This is a genomic window from Sphaerochaeta sp. (assembly GCA_022482495.1).
GTDB lineage: Bacteria > Spirochaetota > Spirochaetia > Sphaerochaetales > Sphaerochaetaceae > RUG023.
This window is the reverse complement of sequence record JAKVPA010000007.1, coordinates 90,112-106,266: the sequence shown is the minus strand read 5'-3', so window position 1 is coordinate 106,266 and position 16,155 is coordinate 90,112. Positions and strand designations below refer to the sequence as shown.

The 16,155-nt window shown below is 58.8% G+C and carries 15 protein-coding genes and 2 pseudogenes; 9 read left to right on the top strand and 8 right to left on the bottom strand.

Going from position 1 to position 16,155, the window contains the following annotated elements:
• The first annotated feature begins 217 nt into the window (after positions 1-217).
• From LKE28_08880 to LKE28_08840, 9 genes are all read left to right on the top strand, one after another.
• Complete coding sequence (locus LKE28_08880; protein ID MCH3908330.1) at positions 218-1,846, top strand: formate--tetrahydrofolate ligase; 1,629 nt, start codon at positions 218-220, stop codon at positions 1,844-1,846.
• A gap of 298 nt (positions 1,847-2,144) precedes the next feature.
• A complete protein-coding gene (locus LKE28_08875; protein ID MCH3908329.1) occupies positions 2,145-3,743 on the top strand; it encodes an ABC transporter substrate-binding protein in 1,599 nt (532 codons plus the stop codon).
• A 60-nt stretch (positions 3,744-3,803) separates the two neighbouring features.
• Positions 3,804-4,748, top strand: coding sequence for an ABC transporter permease (locus LKE28_08870; protein ID MCH3908328.1), 945 nt, complete (start codon positions 3,804-3,806; stop codon positions 4,746-4,748).
• A 16-nt stretch (positions 4,749-4,764) separates the two neighbouring features.
• Complete coding sequence (locus tag LKE28_08865; GenBank protein MCH3908327.1) at positions 4,765-5,190, top strand: hypothetical protein; 426 nt, start codon at positions 4,765-4,767, stop codon at positions 5,188-5,190.
• Complete coding sequence (locus LKE28_08860; GenBank protein ID MCH3908326.1) at positions 5,174-5,674, top strand: ABC transporter permease; 501 nt, start codon at positions 5,174-5,176, stop codon at positions 5,672-5,674. The genes LKE28_08865 and LKE28_08860 overlap by 17 nt, the downstream gene beginning before the upstream one ends.
• A gap of 6 nt (positions 5,675-5,680) precedes the next feature.
• A complete protein-coding gene (locus LKE28_08855) occupies positions 5,681-6,685 on the top strand; it encodes an ABC transporter ATP-binding protein (GenBank protein ID MCH3908325.1) in 1,005 nt (334 codons plus the stop codon).
• Positions 6,678-7,679 (top strand): ATP-binding cassette domain-containing protein, encoded by a 1,002-nt coding sequence (locus LKE28_08850; protein ID MCH3908324.1) that lies wholly within the window; start codon positions 6,678-6,680, stop codon positions 7,677-7,679. Before LKE28_08855 ends, LKE28_08850 begins: the two co-directional genes overlap by 8 nt.
• 107 nt (positions 7,680-7,786) lie before the next feature.
• A complete protein-coding gene (locus LKE28_08845; protein MCH3908323.1) occupies positions 7,787-8,860 on the top strand; it encodes a M20/M25/M40 family metallo-hydrolase in 1,074 nt (357 codons plus the stop codon).
• A gap of 11 nt (positions 8,861-8,871) precedes the next feature.
• Positions 8,872-10,320: a M20 family metallopeptidase gene (locus LKE28_08840; GenBank protein MCH3908322.1), complete on the top strand. Its 1,449-nt coding sequence runs from the start codon at positions 8,872-8,874 to the stop codon at positions 10,318-10,320.
• A 60-nt stretch (positions 10,321-10,380) separates the two neighbouring features.
• On the opposite strand, the gene tpx is transcribed toward LKE28_08840, so the two are convergent.
• The 8 genes and pseudogenes from tpx to LKE28_08800 form a co-directional block, all read right to left on the bottom strand.
• Complete coding sequence (tpx, locus tag LKE28_08835) at positions 10,381-11,955, bottom strand: thiol peroxidase (GenBank protein ID MCH3908321.1); 1,575 nt, start codon at positions 11,953-11,955, stop codon at positions 10,381-10,383.
• 141 nt (positions 11,956-12,096) lie between these two features.
• Positions 12,097-13,031: pseudogene (locus tag LKE28_08830) on the bottom strand (hypothetical protein).
• Positions 13,032-13,040: 9 nt separating this feature from the next.
• A complete protein-coding gene (locus tag LKE28_08825) occupies positions 13,041-13,814 on the bottom strand; it encodes a hypothetical protein (GenBank protein MCH3908320.1) in 774 nt (257 codons plus the stop codon).
• Complete coding sequence (locus LKE28_08820; GenBank protein ID MCH3908319.1) at positions 13,760-13,987, bottom strand: hypothetical protein; 228 nt, start codon at positions 13,985-13,987, stop codon at positions 13,760-13,762. The genes LKE28_08825 and LKE28_08820 overlap by 55 nt, the downstream gene beginning before the upstream one ends.
• Before the next feature lie 83 nt (positions 13,988-14,070).
• Positions 14,071-15,158, bottom strand: a pseudogene (locus LKE28_08815) (ATP-dependent 6-phosphofructokinase).
• 108 nt (positions 15,159-15,266) lie between these two features.
• Positions 15,267-15,641, bottom strand: coding sequence for a hypothetical protein (locus tag LKE28_08810; protein ID MCH3908318.1), 375 nt, complete (start codon positions 15,639-15,641; stop codon positions 15,267-15,269).
• Between the two features lie 31 nt (positions 15,642-15,672).
• On the bottom strand, positions 15,673-15,909 hold the full coding sequence (locus LKE28_08805) for a hypothetical protein (GenBank protein MCH3908317.1): 237 nt from the start codon (positions 15,907-15,909) through the stop codon (positions 15,673-15,675).
• Complete coding sequence (locus LKE28_08800; protein MCH3908316.1) at positions 15,909-16,142, bottom strand: hypothetical protein; 234 nt, start codon at positions 16,140-16,142, stop codon at positions 15,909-15,911. Before LKE28_08800 ends, LKE28_08805 begins: the two co-directional genes overlap by 1 nt.
• Positions 16,143-16,155 lie beyond the last annotated feature (13 nt).

Sequence of the window (16,155 nt, the reverse complement as noted above, 5' to 3'; positions counted from 1 at the left end):
TGCGCTCCATAGGACAAGCGTACCAGTTCAGGAGGGGAAATGATAGGGAAAGAGCCATGGTTCCGTATCCAAAACCTGAGAAAAAGGGGATGACGCCACTGGAATGATTTTTATCCGGTGGATAGGATGAAGAAAACAAGCCTGAGGCGTTGTCCCAGGTGGGGAGGCCAGTGTGGAACAGCAGGAGACGGACATCGAGATCGCCCATCGGGCGACGATGGCGCGGATCGGGGATGTGGCATCTTCGTTGGGGATCAAGGAGATTATTCCCTACGGGGCGTACATGGCGAAGGTTGATCCCCAAGAGATCCAGCGTACCCACCGGACGGAAGGGAAACTGATCTTGGTGACGGCGATCAATCCGACACCTGCGGGGGAAGGGAAGACCACCACTGCCATCGGGCTTGCCGACGCGATGAACCGCTGTGGCCACAATGCGGTCCTTGCCCTCCGCCAGCCGTCGCTTGGTCCGGTCTTCGGTCTGAAAGGCGGGGCCGCCGGCGGTGGGTACGCCCAGATCATGCCGATGGAGGACATCAACCTTCACTTCACCGGGGATTTCCACGCCATCACATCGGCGAACAACCTGCTTGCCGCCATGCTGGACAACCATATCTACCAGGGCAACAGCCTGGGTATTGATCCCAAGCGGATCACTTGGAAGCGGGCGATGGACATGAACGACCGTCAGCTCCGCTTCATCACCGACGGACTGGGGGGAAAGACCGGCGGGGTACCCCGGGACGATGGGTTTGAGATCACCGCAGCCTCCGAGGTGATGGCCATCCTCTGCCTCTCCGAGGATCTCGCCGACTTGAAACGGAGGCTGGGGAACATCATCGTCGGGTATACGGTGGATGACAAGCCGGTGACCGCTTCCGACCTGAAGGCCCAGGGCGCGATGGCCGCTCTTCTCAAGGATGCCATCAAACCGAATCTGGTGCAGACGCTGGAGCATCATCCGGCATTGGTCCATGGCGGACCGTTCGCCAACATCGCCCATGGGTGCAACAGCATCATCGCCACCCGTACGGCGCTCCGGTTGGGACAGTACACCGTCACCGAGGCGGGATTCGGCGCCGACCTGGGGGCGGAGAAGTTCCTGGACATCGTCTGCCGCCAGCTGGACCGGTTCCCTGATGCCATGGTGATCGTCGCCACCATCCGGGCGTTGAAGATGCATGGAGGGGCGGCCAAGGAAACGTTGGCCCAGGAGGATCTGGCAGCGCTGAAGGGCGGACTTCCCAATCTGGGCAAGCACATCGAGAACATCACCGGGGTGTACCATTTGCCCGCCGTGGTGGCCATCAACCAGTTCCCGACGGACAGCGGGGCGGAAACGGATATGGTGCGTGCCTTCTGCCAAACCTACGGGGTGCCGGTGGTGGTGGATAATGCCTGGGCGAAGGGTGGTGAAGGTGCGGTGGATCTTGCGAACGAGGTGGTTCGTCTGGCTGACCATCCGCGTCTGCCTGCCCGGCCGCTGTACGATCTGAATCTCCCGCTTTCCGAGAAGATCCGCATGATCGTCACCCAGGTGTACGGCGGGGAGGATGTCTGCTTCTCCGACCAGGCCAACGAAGAGATGGATCGTCTTGAGCGTCTTGGGTTGGACAAGGTTCCGGTGTGCGTGGCAAAGACGCAATATTCCCTCTCCGACAATCCCAAGTTGCTTGCCCGGCCCACCGGATTCACCGTGAAGATCCACGACGTGAAGCTGTCCGCCGGGGCCCAGTTCGTCGTCGCCTACAGCGGGAAGATCATGACGATGCCCGGTCTTCCCAAAGTTCCTGCCGCAGAGGGGATTGATGTGGCGGACGATGGCACGCTTTCCGGGGTGTCATGATCCAGACCAAGCCCGATTTCATCAATTTTTCAAGAGAATATTCTGTAGATGCCTGCAAGAATCTTTGCATGACATCTCCCGATACGTATGCGTATGGGCGCATGTATTTTCTTTGCTGAGCGAAAGATGAAAAGGCTATGGAAGAAAAAGCAGACATGAAAGAGCTTGATTGGGTCTGTTGACAACTCATCGGGTGTTGGTGTACTACCTCCCCAATACCAAACGCAAAGGCGCGACAGGATTCGTCCCGTCGCGCTTTTTTTGTTTCAATTTCCACACCAATATGGGAGGAACGACGATGAGAACGAAACGGATAACGTTGATGGTGGGAGTAGTCCTTGCCATCGTCATGAGCGTGGGATGGGCCGGAGGGAGCAAGGAAGCGGGAAGCGGTGCCGCTGCAGCGCAGGGAACCGCGCCGGTGAAGTACAAGGATGAACTGCACATCGCCGTCGCCCAGGAAGCTCCTTCGCTCGACCTGCACAAGAACAGCTCCCTGATCGCCCGGCAGATGACTTCCGGTTCCGTCTGGGAGAAGCTGGTGACGCTGAACTCCAAGTCGGAGGTGGTGCCGGAGCTGGCGGAGCGGTATGAGACCAACGCCGACTCTTCGGAGTACACGTTCTATCTTCGCAAAGGGGTCAAGTTCCATGATGGAACGATCATGACGGCCGATGACGTCGTCGCGTCGATGAACCGGTGGATCAACGGGTTCTCCGTGGCCAAACAGCTTGCCGGCAAGGCTCGGTTCGTCAAGGTGGACGACTACACGGTCCGCATCACCTTCGACCATCCGGCGGTGACATTCCTGGACGTCATGGCTGGCGCGGCGCAGCCGGCTGCCATCACCACGGCGACCGCCGCGGCGAAAGAGGACACCAAAGGATTCATGACGGACTACATCGGAACCGGTCCGTACAAGTTCGTCGAGTGGAAGCTGAACCAGTACACGTTGCTGGAGAAGTTCGACGATTACGTACCGTACGGTGATCCTTCCAAACCGGTGGATGGCTGGGCTGGGTACAAGGATCCGAAGATCAAGAAGCTGTACTTCCACTATGTCTCCGAGCCGACCACCCGGACGGCGGGTCTGGAGACCGGCCAGTATGATATGGATTACAACGTCACCGGTGACAGCTACGACCGTGTCGTCTCAATGGATGGCGTCAAGGTGATCCGGTACCAGGCAGGAACGGTGGCCTACGTGTTCAACAAGAAGGAAGGCGTTGCCTCCAACATCTACTTCCGCCAGGCGGTCAACGCGGCGCTGAACTTCGATGATGTCATGCGGGCCGCCTATGGGAGTCTGTACGAACTGAATTCCAGCTACATGGATTCCAGCGAGCCGTTCTGGGTCAGTGAAGCGGGCAGCGAGTACTACAACCAGCATGACGCCGCCAAGGCCAAGGAACTGCTGAAGAAAGCCGGATACAACGGGCAGCCGTTCCGGATTCTGGTCTCCACGCTGAACGGCATGGATCGCACGGCGCTGGTGGTGCAGCAGGAACTGGAAGCGGTGGGAATCAAGGTTGAGTTGATCGTCGTCGACTGGGCGACGTTGACGCAGTTCCGCACCGACTCGTCCAAGTACGATGTGTACGTCACCTCGTTCGCCAGCGTGCCGGTTCCGTCGCTGAAGCTGTACTTCGGCCCGACGTACCCTGGCTGGACCGGTACGGATGATCCTCACATCCTTTCGTTGGTTGACGCGTTCAACGCGTCCAAGACCAGGGAGGAGGCGAAGCACAACTGGGATGTGCTGCAGGGCTACTCGTGGGAATACCTGCCGTTGATGAACCTGGGGCACTACAACGCAGCCATGGCGTGGAGTGACAAGGTGGAAAACCTGAACATCTACAGCGGTGTCTACTTCTGGAATGTCCAGGTACGCGAATAAGTGATTGGAAACGGAGAAGGGGGTTCGCCCCCTTTTCCGATGGCAGGAAGGGAAGGAGCGATGAAAAAATATGTGATTCGTCGGGTGCTGTCCATCATCCCAGTGTTGTTGATTGTATCGGTGGTGGTGTTCAGCATTGTGTATCTGATTCCCGGGGACCCCGCCGCCGTGATCCTGGGGGATAACGCGACGCCTGAGGATATCATGGCGCTCCGGACCCGGATGGGGTTGGACGATCCCCCGGTGACCCGGTATTTCCACTGGCTGGGGAACGTGTTCTCCGGGGATTTGGGCGTATCGGTGTCCAACAACACGCCGGTGTCGGAAATGCTGAAATCCCATATGCTTCCGACCCTGTCTTTGGCCATCTACGCCATGATCATCAGCGTGGTGATCGCCTTGCCGCTGGGCATGGTGGCGGCGCGGAAAAAACAGACCATCGTCGACCAGTCTGTCACCGTGCTGTCCCTCCTGGGCATCAGCCTTCCCAGTTTTCTTCTCGGCTTGTTCCTGATCTTGTTCTTCGCCGTGAAACTCCGGTGGTTTCCCGTCTCCGGGTACAAACCGATTTCCGCCGGCTTCGGCCAACACATCCGGTTCTTGACGCTCCCCGCCATCGCGCTGGGGTTCATGTACGCCGCGTTGATCATGCGGATGACCCGGGCGTCCATGCTGGAGGCGTTGGGCAGTGATTACGTGCGCATGGCCAAGGCCAAAGGGGTGAAGGAGTTCGCCCTGGTGGCCAAGCACGCGTTCCGCAACACGCTGGTCCAGGTGCTGACCATCATCGGACAGAGTTTCATCGGCGCGCTCTCCGGAGCGACGGTGGTGGAGTCGATGTTCGGCATCCCCGGCATCGGGTCCCTGGTGGTCAATTCGGTGGGGCGCAGGGATTACCAGGTGATCCAGGCGGTGGTGTTGATGATCGCGCTGATCAACGTGGCGATCAGTCTGGTGGTGGATCTGCTGTACGGCGTCGTCGATCCACGGATTCGGCTCGGGTGAGCGGAAGGAGGCGGATATGGACGTTTCTGCTACGATGCGGAACAATGGCGAGTCTCCCGAAGACATGTTGCAGTTGCAACGGAAGCTGGCCAAGGAACAACGGGAACTGAAACTCAGGAAATTCCTGTACAACCGGCAATCCGTCATGGGGTTGGTGATCTTCGTCGTGGTGCTCCTCGTCGCCATCTTTGCGCCGTTGATCGCCCGGCAGTCGCCGTACGCCGTGGATGTGGCGCACCGGCTCCAGGCGCCGTCCAAGGCGCACTGGTTCGGGACGGATTCATTGGGACGGGATCTTTTCTCCCGTGTCGTGTATGGCGCGCGGATTTCCATGACGGTAGGGCTTTTCCGTTGGCTTGATCTCCGGGTTTCTCGGACTGGTCATTGGATTGTACTCCTCGGTCAGCTCGACGATGGACAGCATCATGATGCGGATCTGTGACGGTCTGAAAGCCATCCCGTCGATTCTTCTGGCAATCGCCTTGATGACCGCGTTGGGGGCCGACATCAAGAACGTCATCATCAGCCTGGCGGTGGTCAGCACCCCGAACATGGCCCGTCTTGCCCGTTCTTCGGCTCTGGTCATCAAGGAGCAGACGTACATCGAGGCGATGCGTGGGCTGGGTGCGGGGACGCAGCGGATCCTGTGGAAGCATATCGCTCCCAACATTCTTTCTCCGTTGATCATCCAGATGACATTCGTCTTCGCGACGGCGATCATCACCGAGGCGGCGCTGAGTTTCCTCGGCGCCGGGGTGCCGGCTCCCGAGCCCAGCTGGGGCGCCATTCTCAGTGAGGGCCGGACGGTGATCTACAACGCCCAGTGGATGATCATCTTCCCCGGTATCGTCACGGCGTTGACCGTTCTCGGCTTGAACCTGTTCGGGGACGGGCTGAGGGATCTGCTGGATCCGCAGAATGGCTAGGAGGAAATGATGGGACAGAATGAAGCGCAGTTGCTCCAAGTAAACCACCTTACCACGTCATTCAAGACGGAGCGAGGCTGGCTGAAAGCGGTGGACGGGGTTTCCTTCTCCATCACCCAGGGAGAGATTCTCGGTGTGGTGGGGGAGTCGGGATGCGGCAAAAGCGTCACCTCCCAATCGATTCTCCGGTTGTACGATGAGAAGAAGCTGACCCGCTACGGGGGCCAGGTGTTGTTCCAGGGCACCAACCTCTTTTCCCTTCCCCAGCGGACGATGCAACGCTATCGGGGGAAGATGATCTCCATGGTGTTCCAGGACGCGTTGAGCGCGCTGAACCCGGTGTTCACCGTGGGGGAGCAGATCATGGAGCCGTTGAGGATCCACCAGAAACTTTCCAAGACCCAGGCGCGGGAGAAGGCCATCGACATGCTGAAGATGGTCGGCATTCCTTCGCCGGAGAAACGGGTGGACCAGTATCCCCACGAGTTGTCCGGCGGGATGCGCCAGCGGGTGATGATCGCCATCGCCCTGGCCTGCGGTCCCCGGCTGTTGATCGCCGACGAGCCGACGACGGCGCTGGACGTGACCATCCAGGCGCAGATCATGGAGTTGATCGTCGACATGAACAAGCGGCTGAACATGGGGGTCATGTTGATCACCCATGATCTTGCCGTGGTGGCGGAGACCTGCCGCCGGGTGGTGGTGATGTACCTGGGACAGGTGGTGGAGGAGGCGTTGGTCGACGATCTGTTCGACCATCCGACCCATCCGTACACCCGGGGGCTGTTGGCCTCCATTCCGAAGATCAGCGATGACCGGAGCAAACGGCTGTCCATGATCCCCGGTACCGTGCCGCTTCTGGACCAGATCCCCCAGGGGTGCCGGTTCGCCAAGCGGTGCGCGTTTGCCGAGGAGCGCTGTTTCCATGAGCAGCAACAACTGAAGGATGTGGCGCCGGGACACCGGGTACGGTGCTGGAAGATGACCGAAGGAGGGGAGAGCCATGGATGAGACGCGGAAGGTTGTGCTCAGCGCACAGGCCATCAGAACCTACTTCCCCATCAAGAACGCGTTCGGTCGGGTACTCAACCAAGTGAAGGCCGTCGATGGCGTGACGATGCGGCTGTACCAGGGGGAGACGTACGGACTGGTCGGTGAGACGGGGTGTGGCAAGAGCACGTTCGGACGAACGGTGATTCGTCTGGTCAAACCGACCGACGGGCGGTTGTACATCGGGGATCAGGAGATCACCGATTGGGACGAGAAGGCGCTCCGGCCCCTCAGGCGGAACATGCAGATGGTCTTCCAGGACCCGTACATGTCGCTGGATCCCCGCCAGAAGATCAGCGACTGCCTGATCGAAGTGTTGGACATCCACCATCTGGGCCATAGTCACCAGGAAAAGGCGGACATGGCGATGAGCATCCTGGAGAAGGTGGGGCTCAGGGCGGAGCATTTCTACCGCTATCCGTATGAGTTCTCCGGTGGGCAGCGTCAGCGGATCGGGCTTGCCCGTGCGTTGATCCTCAACCCCCAGTTGATCGTCTGCGACGAGCCGGTCTCCGCGTTGGATGTGTCCATCCAGTCGCAGATCATCAACCTGCTGCTCGATCTGCAGGAGAAGGATCATCTGACCTACCTGTTCATCGCCCACGACATCAGCGTGGTGAAGTATATCTCCAACCGGATCGGCGTGATGTATCTGGGACACCTGGTGGAGGAAGGACTGACGGATTCGCTGTTCGACCATCCGATGCATCCGTACACCCAGGCGCTCCTTTCCGCCGTACCGGAGCCCAACCCCCATGAAAAGCGCCAGCGGGTGATCCTGCAGGGCGATCCTCCCTCTCCGATGAACCCACCGACCGGATGCGTGTTCCATCCCCGCGTGTTCCAAGGCGATGCCGGTCTGCTCCCAGTTCGAACCCCCGCTGCGCAAGGTTCCCGGAGAAGCGGGGCCACAAGGTGGCGTGCCACCTGTACGATGATACGTTCATCAAGTTGATGGATACGGTCAAGGAGGCAGGGGTATGAGAGAAGCAGCGTCATGGGTGGTGCCAGATGAGGCCGAGGCGTTCATCCAACAGCACAAGGATCAGGCGTTCGACCTCCTTGCAAACCATCGCCCGGATTCCCTCTCCGTCCAACCATGAAGAGGAGCGGGCACGGTTCGTCAAAACGTGGCTTGAGGGCAAGGGATGTACCGGGGTGTACATCGACGATGCCCTGAACGTGGTCTACCCGGTGGGGGACCGAGGGGATAATCCCCTGTCCGTGTTCATGGCCCATACCGATGTGGTCTTCCCCGATACCGATCCCCTTCCCGTAACGGTGGAAGGTGGGATGATCAAGGCACCGGGGATCGGGGACGATACGGCAAACCTGGTGGCGCTTCTCTTCTCCGCCTGGTACGTGACGGAAAAGAACCTCCGTCCACGGAACGGAGAAGGGGTCTTGTTTGTGGCAAACGCCGGTGAGGAGGGGTTGGGAAACCTGAAGGGGTCGCGGAAGATTTGCGCGACGTACGGCTCCCGCCTTTCCCAGGTGATCTCCTTTGACGGCACGTACAAAGGAATCGTCAACAAGGCGGTGGGGTCGCTTCGGATGGAGGTGACCGTACGGACGGAAGGCGGGCACTCTTATGCCGATTTCGGCAACAAGAACGCCATCGCGTACTTGGCGAAGATGATCACCACACTGTACCAGGTGGAGGTTCCCCATACCGGGCGCACCACGTACAACGTCGGCTTGATCAGCGGCGGCACGTCGGTGAACACCATCGCCCAGGAGGCCAGGATGGCCTACGAGTTCCGTTCTGACGAGCGCGCCGATCTTTCAACGATGCAGCAACGGTTCCAGACGGTCATCCAGGAGTTCCGCGGTCAAGGCGTTTCCGTCGAGGTGAAGCCGTTGGGGGAGCGTCCCTGCTCCGGCGATGTCGACGCGGCGCGCTTGGATGCGCTGGTACAGCTTGCCCGGGCCGCCATCGCCCGGGAGAGCGGGACGTCACCGCGGATCCTTCCCGGTTCCACCGACTGCAACATCCCGCTTTCGCTGGGAATCCCCAGCATCTGTTTTGGTTGTTATCTGGGAGGCGGCGCCCATACCTACCAGGAGTGGGTGGAGGTCGCAAGTCTCCAGAGTGGTTACCGCATCGCGCTTTCCGCGGTGCTGTCACGGTTTTGAGGAGAAGCTACATGGATATTCAGGAACTCATCGGAGTCATTGATACGGAATCTGATGGATTGTGTGCGTTGTCCGACGCCATCTGGGATCATCCGGAAATGGGATATCAGGAGACGGCATCAGCCAACCTCCAGATGGATTTTCTCAAGGCGCATGGATTTTCCATCCAGTCTCCCGCGTTCGGCATCGCAACGGCGTTCACCGCGCAGTATGGTTCGGGTGCTCCCCGGATCGGAATTCTTGGTGAGTTTGACGCGTTGAGTTGTTTGAGCCAGGTTGCCGACGGGCCGGAGGAATCCCCGCTTGTTCCCGGAGCTCCGGGACATGGGTGCGGCCACAACCTGCTGGGTGTGGCGTCCATCGGGGGCGCGCTTGCCGTCAAGGAATACCTGCAAACCCATGGGGTTTCCGGTACGGTGATCTACTTTGGCTGTCCCGCCGAGGAGAATGGGTCGGGCAAGGCGTTCATGGCCAGGGAAGGGGCGTTCGCCTCCTTGGACTGCGCGCTCACCTGGCATCCCGGGACGTTGAACAAGGTGTACGCGGAAAGTTCCCTGGCCAATGAGATGACGCTGTACCATTTCAAGGGGAAGAGCTCCCATGCCGCCGCCGCTCCGGAGTACGGAAGAAGCGCGCTGGACGCGGTGGAGTTGATGAATGTCGGGGTGAACTTCCTCCGCGAGCACGTGGTGCAGGAGGCGCGGATGCACTATGCCATCACCAACGCCGGGGGGCTGTCCCCCAACGTGGTGCCTGCCAAGGCGGATGTACTGTACATGATCCGTCTTCCCGATGTGAGCCAGTTGGGCGAACTGCAGCAGCGGGTCAATGACATCGCCCGGGGCGCCGCGTTGATGACCGGCACCCAGGTGAGCTGGGAGACGATCAAGGCATGCGCCAACTATCTGCCCAACCGTACGCTCTCAGAGGAGGTGTACCAAACGATGCAGGATGTCCCGCTTCCTTCGTTCAGCGAGAAGGAGCGCGCGTACGCCAAACGGTACGTGGCGCCATCCAACGCGGCGCGGGATCTGGAGAAGGTCGCTTCCGCGGTACGGGACCGTTCGGTGGTCCGGGAAATCCTCCAGCACAGGGATGACGCTCTCTTCGAATTCCTGGTGCCGTATGATGCAGACGCGCCGCTGAGGATGAGTTATGGGTCGACCGATGTCGGGGACGTCAGCTGGAACTGTCCGACGGCGCAGTTCCTGGCGGCAACTTGGGCTCCGGGGACGCCGGGGCACACCTGGCAGGTCGTCGCCCAGGGCAAAGGAAGCATCGCCCACAAGATGATGCTGTGGAGCGCCAAGGTCATCTCCCTCTCCGCCATCCGGATCCTTCAGGATCCTTCGTCGCTCAAGGCGGTCAAAGAAGAGTTCCAGGAGACGATGCAGCACCGGACGTACCGTCCGCTTCCCGCTGAGGTCAAACCACGCCCTGTGGCGGATTTGGTTTCGTAAGGAAAGAAAAAAGGCCGGTGAGGTACATGCCTCACCGGCCCGTTCCACACAAGAGCTAGGTTATTTGACCGCGGCGAGCGCTTTGTCGTAATCCGGTTGTTTGCTCACATCCTCCACGTACTGGACGTAGGTGATGATGCCCTCTTCGTTGGCTGCGAAGACGGCGCGGGTAAGCAGGCCGATGCCGGCGAGCTTGACGCCGAATTTCTCACCGAACTCATGATCACGGAAATCACTGACGGTGATGACCTTGTCGATTCCCGCAGCTCCGCACCAGCGGGCCTGGGCGAACGGCAGATCCATCGAGACAGTGACGACCGTCGTATCGGCAAGCGCTGCCGCTTCCTTGTTGAACCTGCGGACTTCCGTGTCACAGACACTGGTGTCCAGAGAGGGGACGGAAACATACAGGACCTTTCCCTTGAGGGTTTTTGAATCAAAGGTGCCGAGATCTTTCGCCACCGCGGTGAAGTGCGGCACTTTGTCGCCGACGTTCAATTGCGTTCCTTTCAGCTTTACCGGCTGACCACCAAAGAGTACTTTCATTGCTTTCTCCTTCTTCGGGGTTATCCCCGATATCTGGTGTACGTTTCCATGATAGCCCCAAACGGGACTGGATACAATCAGGGGACCGCCCCTTCCGGATTGCGGAGGAAAAAGGCCTGGGAGTCCATCGGTTTCCCGTTGGCCTGAATCGGTTTGTAAGTTCCTTTGGAGGTGAGCTTCTTCGCCTTGATGGTGTCGGACAGGAGTACCTCCAGCATGCCGCTGATCCGTTTGACGATCCGGGGATCGAAGATCGGAGTGGCGATCTCGATGCGTTTGTCCGTGTTGCGGGTCATCAGGTCGGCGCTGGAGATGAAAATCTTCCGCTCGGCCCCAACCCCGAAACAGTAGATTCGGGAGTGTTCCAAAAAGCGCCCGACGATGCTGATCACGCTGATATGGTCCGTCAGACCGTTCAGTCCGGGCCGCAGGCAACAGATGCCCCGGACGATCAGGGAGATGGGAACGCCTTCGCAGCTTGCCTGGATCAGTTTGTCGATGATCTCCTTGTCCGTCAGGCTGTTCATCTTGGCGATGATCCGGGCAGGGATCCCTGCCTTCGCTTTGGATATCTCCCCATCGATTGCGGCGATGATTCCCTGTTTCAGCGTGAACGGGGCGATCAACATGGCCTGGTAGGGGAAGTGGTAGTTCATGATGGCCGAGGTTGCGGAAAAACGCCACCGCGTCTTCTCCGATCCTCCGGTCGCTGGTGATCAGGTTCAGGTCGGTGTACTGCCGGCTGGTATCCTCGTTGTAGTTGCCGGTTCCCAAGTGTGTGATGTAGCTGATCTCCTCACCGTCGGTACGGATGATGGAGATGATCTTGGCGTGGACCTTGTAGTTCGCCGTGCCATAGAAGATGGTGCATCCCGCTTCCCGGAGCATGTTGGCGTAGTACAGGTTGTTCTCCTCGTCAAAGCGGGCGAACAGTTCGATCAGGACGGTCACCTCTTTTTTGTTCTCACTCGCCCGTTTCAACGCTTCCACGATACGGGAGTGGCTGTCGATCCGGTAGATCGTCATCTTGATGCTCACCGTCCGAGGGTCGTCGGCGCATTCATTGAGGAGCTGGACCAGCGGATCCATGCTTTCGAACGGGTAGGAAAGGAACACGTCCCCCTGGCGTACCCGCTCGATCATGCCGGGCACTTCCTTCAAATCCGCAGGGACGGCGCCTTTGAACGGGGGATAGTGGAGGGCGGGAAGCTGTTCGATCGGGAAGAACGGATCCAGCTTGGTCATGAACGAGTAGTCGAAGGCGTGTTTGATGCGATAGCAGAATTTGTCGGACAGATTCAGGTTCTTCAACAGGAACGAGCGGATCGTCTCATTGTCCCCATCCATCTCCAGCCGCACCACGTTCATGATGCTCCGTTCCTCCACCTTGTCCTGGATGTACTTGGTGAAGTCGAAATCCGTTTCCAGGTCGCCGTCCTGAAGCCGGGTGTCAAAGTCCGCGTTGCGGGTGACGCGCACCAGCGCTTTGTCCTTCAGCGCATAGCCGGGGAACGCCAGGTCGGCGAAGGTCGCCACCAGTTCCTCGCTGGTGATCACATGGGTCTTCTTCCCCCGGGGATTTCAAACAACCGGTCGAGTTTCGGCGAGATGCCCAGAATGCCGATCATGCTTCGGTTTACCTTGTGAAGGTGGACGACCAGGTAGGTCTCCAGGTTCTCAAAGCGGATCATCGGATGCTTGGCGTCCAGCACCATCGGGGAGAGGAGGGGAAGAAACCGGAGGAGAAACGCCGAGCGGCAGAGATTTTTCTGGTGTGCCGTCAGTTCCGAGCCTTTGGTGATGGCGACTCCATGGGCGTACAACTGGGTCCGGAGCGAAGCGAATGTCCGTTTTCCCTGTGCGTACAGATTCTGCACTTCGCAGAGGATTCCGGCAAGTTGCTGCTCGGCCGTCAGACCCGTTTTGTTTTCCTTCAGTTTCGGGGCGTGGTGCATTTGGGTGACCAGACTGCCCACCCGGATCATGAAGAACTCATCCAGGTTGGAGGAGAAGATGGAGAGGAACTTGCAACGTTCCAACAAGGGGTTTGCCGGGTCGCTCGCCTGCTCCAGCACGCGTCGGTTGAACAGCAGCCAGGAGTGTTCCCGGTTGATGTACGGGCCGTTGATGAAACGGGAAGGAGTGGCTTTTTTCTTCGCGGTCATGGCTCCCTCCTACGCTCCCTTCGGTTGGGAAATGCTGGTTCCCGTTTGTTGCGTCATGGACAGCAGCAGTTTCAGGTATCCTTCCTTGACGCCGGCATCGCTGACAATGATGTCTTCCACGTCCAGGCGCCGGAGTACTTCCTTCAGGATGATGGCTGAGACGGCCAGGATGTGGATCCGCTCCGGAGCATGCTTGAGAATCTGGTAGGAGCGGTCCGGGGCTTCGATGAGATAGGTGGCCAGATGCTTCAGTTCTTTGGTGGAGAATCGCTGGATGGCGTTTCCCACCTCTGTGGAACAGAAGAGGTCTTGATGGAACTCATACAACGCTTTGTTGGTCGCTCCGACCAATATGGCGGTGTTGAACGAGGTGGAAGCGGGGAAGGGGAGCGTTTCCAGTTGCTTCCGCAGATACTTCTTGATCTTTTTCGCCTCGTCCTTGTCCGGTTGCATGCCGGAGACGAACCGCTGGTTCAGCGTGATGGCGCCGAAGTCCAGGAAGTTCATTTCGTCACGTCGCTGTTTGGACAGGTCGCAGATCTCCACGCTGGCTCCTCCGATGTCGATCAAAACGGGGCGGTCACAATTCCGGTACTGGCTGTTGGCGATGGCGTCGCAGTAGGCTTCCATCGTCCCGTCCAGGATGATCAATCCAAGTCCGGTCTGGGAAGCGATTTGGGTCTGGATTTCCTCCAGGTTGTCGATGTGCCTGAGCGATGCGGTGCCGATCAGATGGCAATGGGCGACGCCGAGGCGGTTTGTTTTTTCCTTGTAGAGCTGAATGGTCTGGATGCTTTCTCGATGCCACGGGCGGACAGGTTCGGTCCATCCAGGTAACTCAGCATGGAGATGTACTGGCGGTCACGGTCAAACACCACAGGATCCCCGTCGGTTTCCTGGGCGATGATCATCGAGATGCTGGTGGAACTGATGTCAATGATGGAATACAGGCTCATGCAACTCCGTTTTTAGAGACAGTGTATCCCGACCATACCGATTCTTACAGACAAAACCAATGAAAAAAGTGTGAAATCGATATTCAAGGCCGGTGGTAGGGGATTCCGTCGCCAAACGAAACACCCATTCCTTTGGCAGTCTTGATCAGGAAATTGTCCTCTGGTACGAACTTCGTCTTGCCGGCGATGTCCATCAGGGCGTTGTACGTCAGCGAGGGCCCGTTGATGGCCACCGTCACCCCGGAGATGCCGTCCTGGGCGAGCTGACCGGCGAAGTTGCCCATCTCGGTGCTCAGCACGCGGTCATAGGCGGAAGGGCTTCCTCCCCGCTGCAGATGGCCGGGGACGACCACCCTGGTCTCCACGCCGGTCTTCTCGCTGATGTACTGGGCCAGCGCGGAGGAGACGGTGCCTTCGGCGTTCCGTTTGGCCTGCCGTTCGTTCTTCTTCATCTTCGCTTCCTCGACGGTCTTGGCGCCTTCGGCGATGGCGATGATGGTAAACGCCTTGCCGGCGTTCCTCCGTTTGACCACTTCTTTGGCGACGATCTCCGGGGTATAGGGGATTTCCGGGATGATGATGATGTCCGCCCCGGCGGCTATGCCGGCGTACAGGGTAAGCCAGCCGACCTTGTTGCCCATCAACTCGACGAGCATCGTGCCGGCCATGGCTCTCCGCCGTGGTATGGATCCGGTCCAGACACTCCTGTGGCGATATCCACCGCCGTGTGGAAGCCGAAGGTGACGTCAGTCCCCCAGATGTCGTTGTCGATCGTCTTGGGAAGCCCGATGATCCTGCATCCTTCCGAGGCGAGGAGAGCGGCCGTCTTGTGGGTCCCCGCCCCTCCCAAGGTCACCAGCAGGTCCAGGTTCATCTTCTTGTAGTTCTGCACCATCTGTTCCAGCTTGGATGTACCGTGCTGGTCTTCGATGGTCATCGTCTTGAATGGTTGCCGGCTGGTTCCCAGAATGGTGCCGCCGACGGTCAGGATGCCAGAGAAATCACTTTCCTTCAGTTCCCGGTACTCTTGGTTGATCAACCCACCGTAGCCATCGGCGATGCCGATGAGTTGTACGTCCTTCATCTGGTTGACGACGTATTTCCCGAATCCCCGGATCACCGCGTTGAGTCCCGGGCAATCCCCGCCACTGGTCAGTATTCCGATGCGCATGGCTTGGCTCATTGTGCCAGAGTGTAGCGGAAAACGGGGCAAAGAAACAACGCACCAGGGCACAAAAAAGCCACCCCATGAGGGGTGGCCGATTGGGACAACGAACCGTTACGTGATGGACGCCTGGTAGATGGAATCCACCGAGCCATCCAGCATGGCGTTGAACTCATCGTCACTCTGCTGGGCTTTCAGGCCTTCGGACAGGGCGCGAGAGAAACTGGCGATCAAGCCATGGTTGCGAGTCAGTTTGTCATCCGCATCCTCACGGCTGTATCCACCGGACAGTGCGACGACACGGACCATGTGGGGATCCTTCATCACGTCGGCGTAGAAATTGTCCACCGTCGGGATGGAAATCTTCAGCATGACCTTGTCGTTCTTGCCGAGCTTTGCCAACTGGGCGAAGATCTCCGCCTTGAGCAGGTTCTCCGATTCCGCTTTGTCCGGGCTGTTGATGTCCACTTCCGGTTCGATGATCGGCACCAAGCCGGCGGCGATGATGCGCTTGCCGATCTCAAACTGCTGGTCGACGATCGCCTTGATGGCATCCGGATTCGCCCGCTTTGATCACCGAGCGCATCTTCGTTCCGAAAATGGAACGGGTGTTGGCTTTCTTCAGGAGTTCGTCCAGGTTGGGAATCGGTTTCATCAGCTGGACGCCGTCCGCTTCATCAGCCAGACCTTTGTCCACTTTGAGGAACGGGACGATCCCTTTGACGTTCCACAAATAATCGGCCTGTATACTGGCCATCAATCTTCCGGTCCATCGTGTTCTCGAAACAGGATGGCTCCGAGGATATGCTTCGAGGTGAACGCAGGGCTCTTGATGATCCGCGTGCGCATCTGGTGCACCAGAGCAAACATCTGTTCATCGTTGGAATAGGCGCTGTGGTCGATTCCGTAGGCCTGCCAATGCTTTCGGGGTGCTCCCGCCGCTCTGGTCCAGCGCAGCGATGAATCCTTTTCCAGACCGCATCCGTTCATATTGTTCCATGTT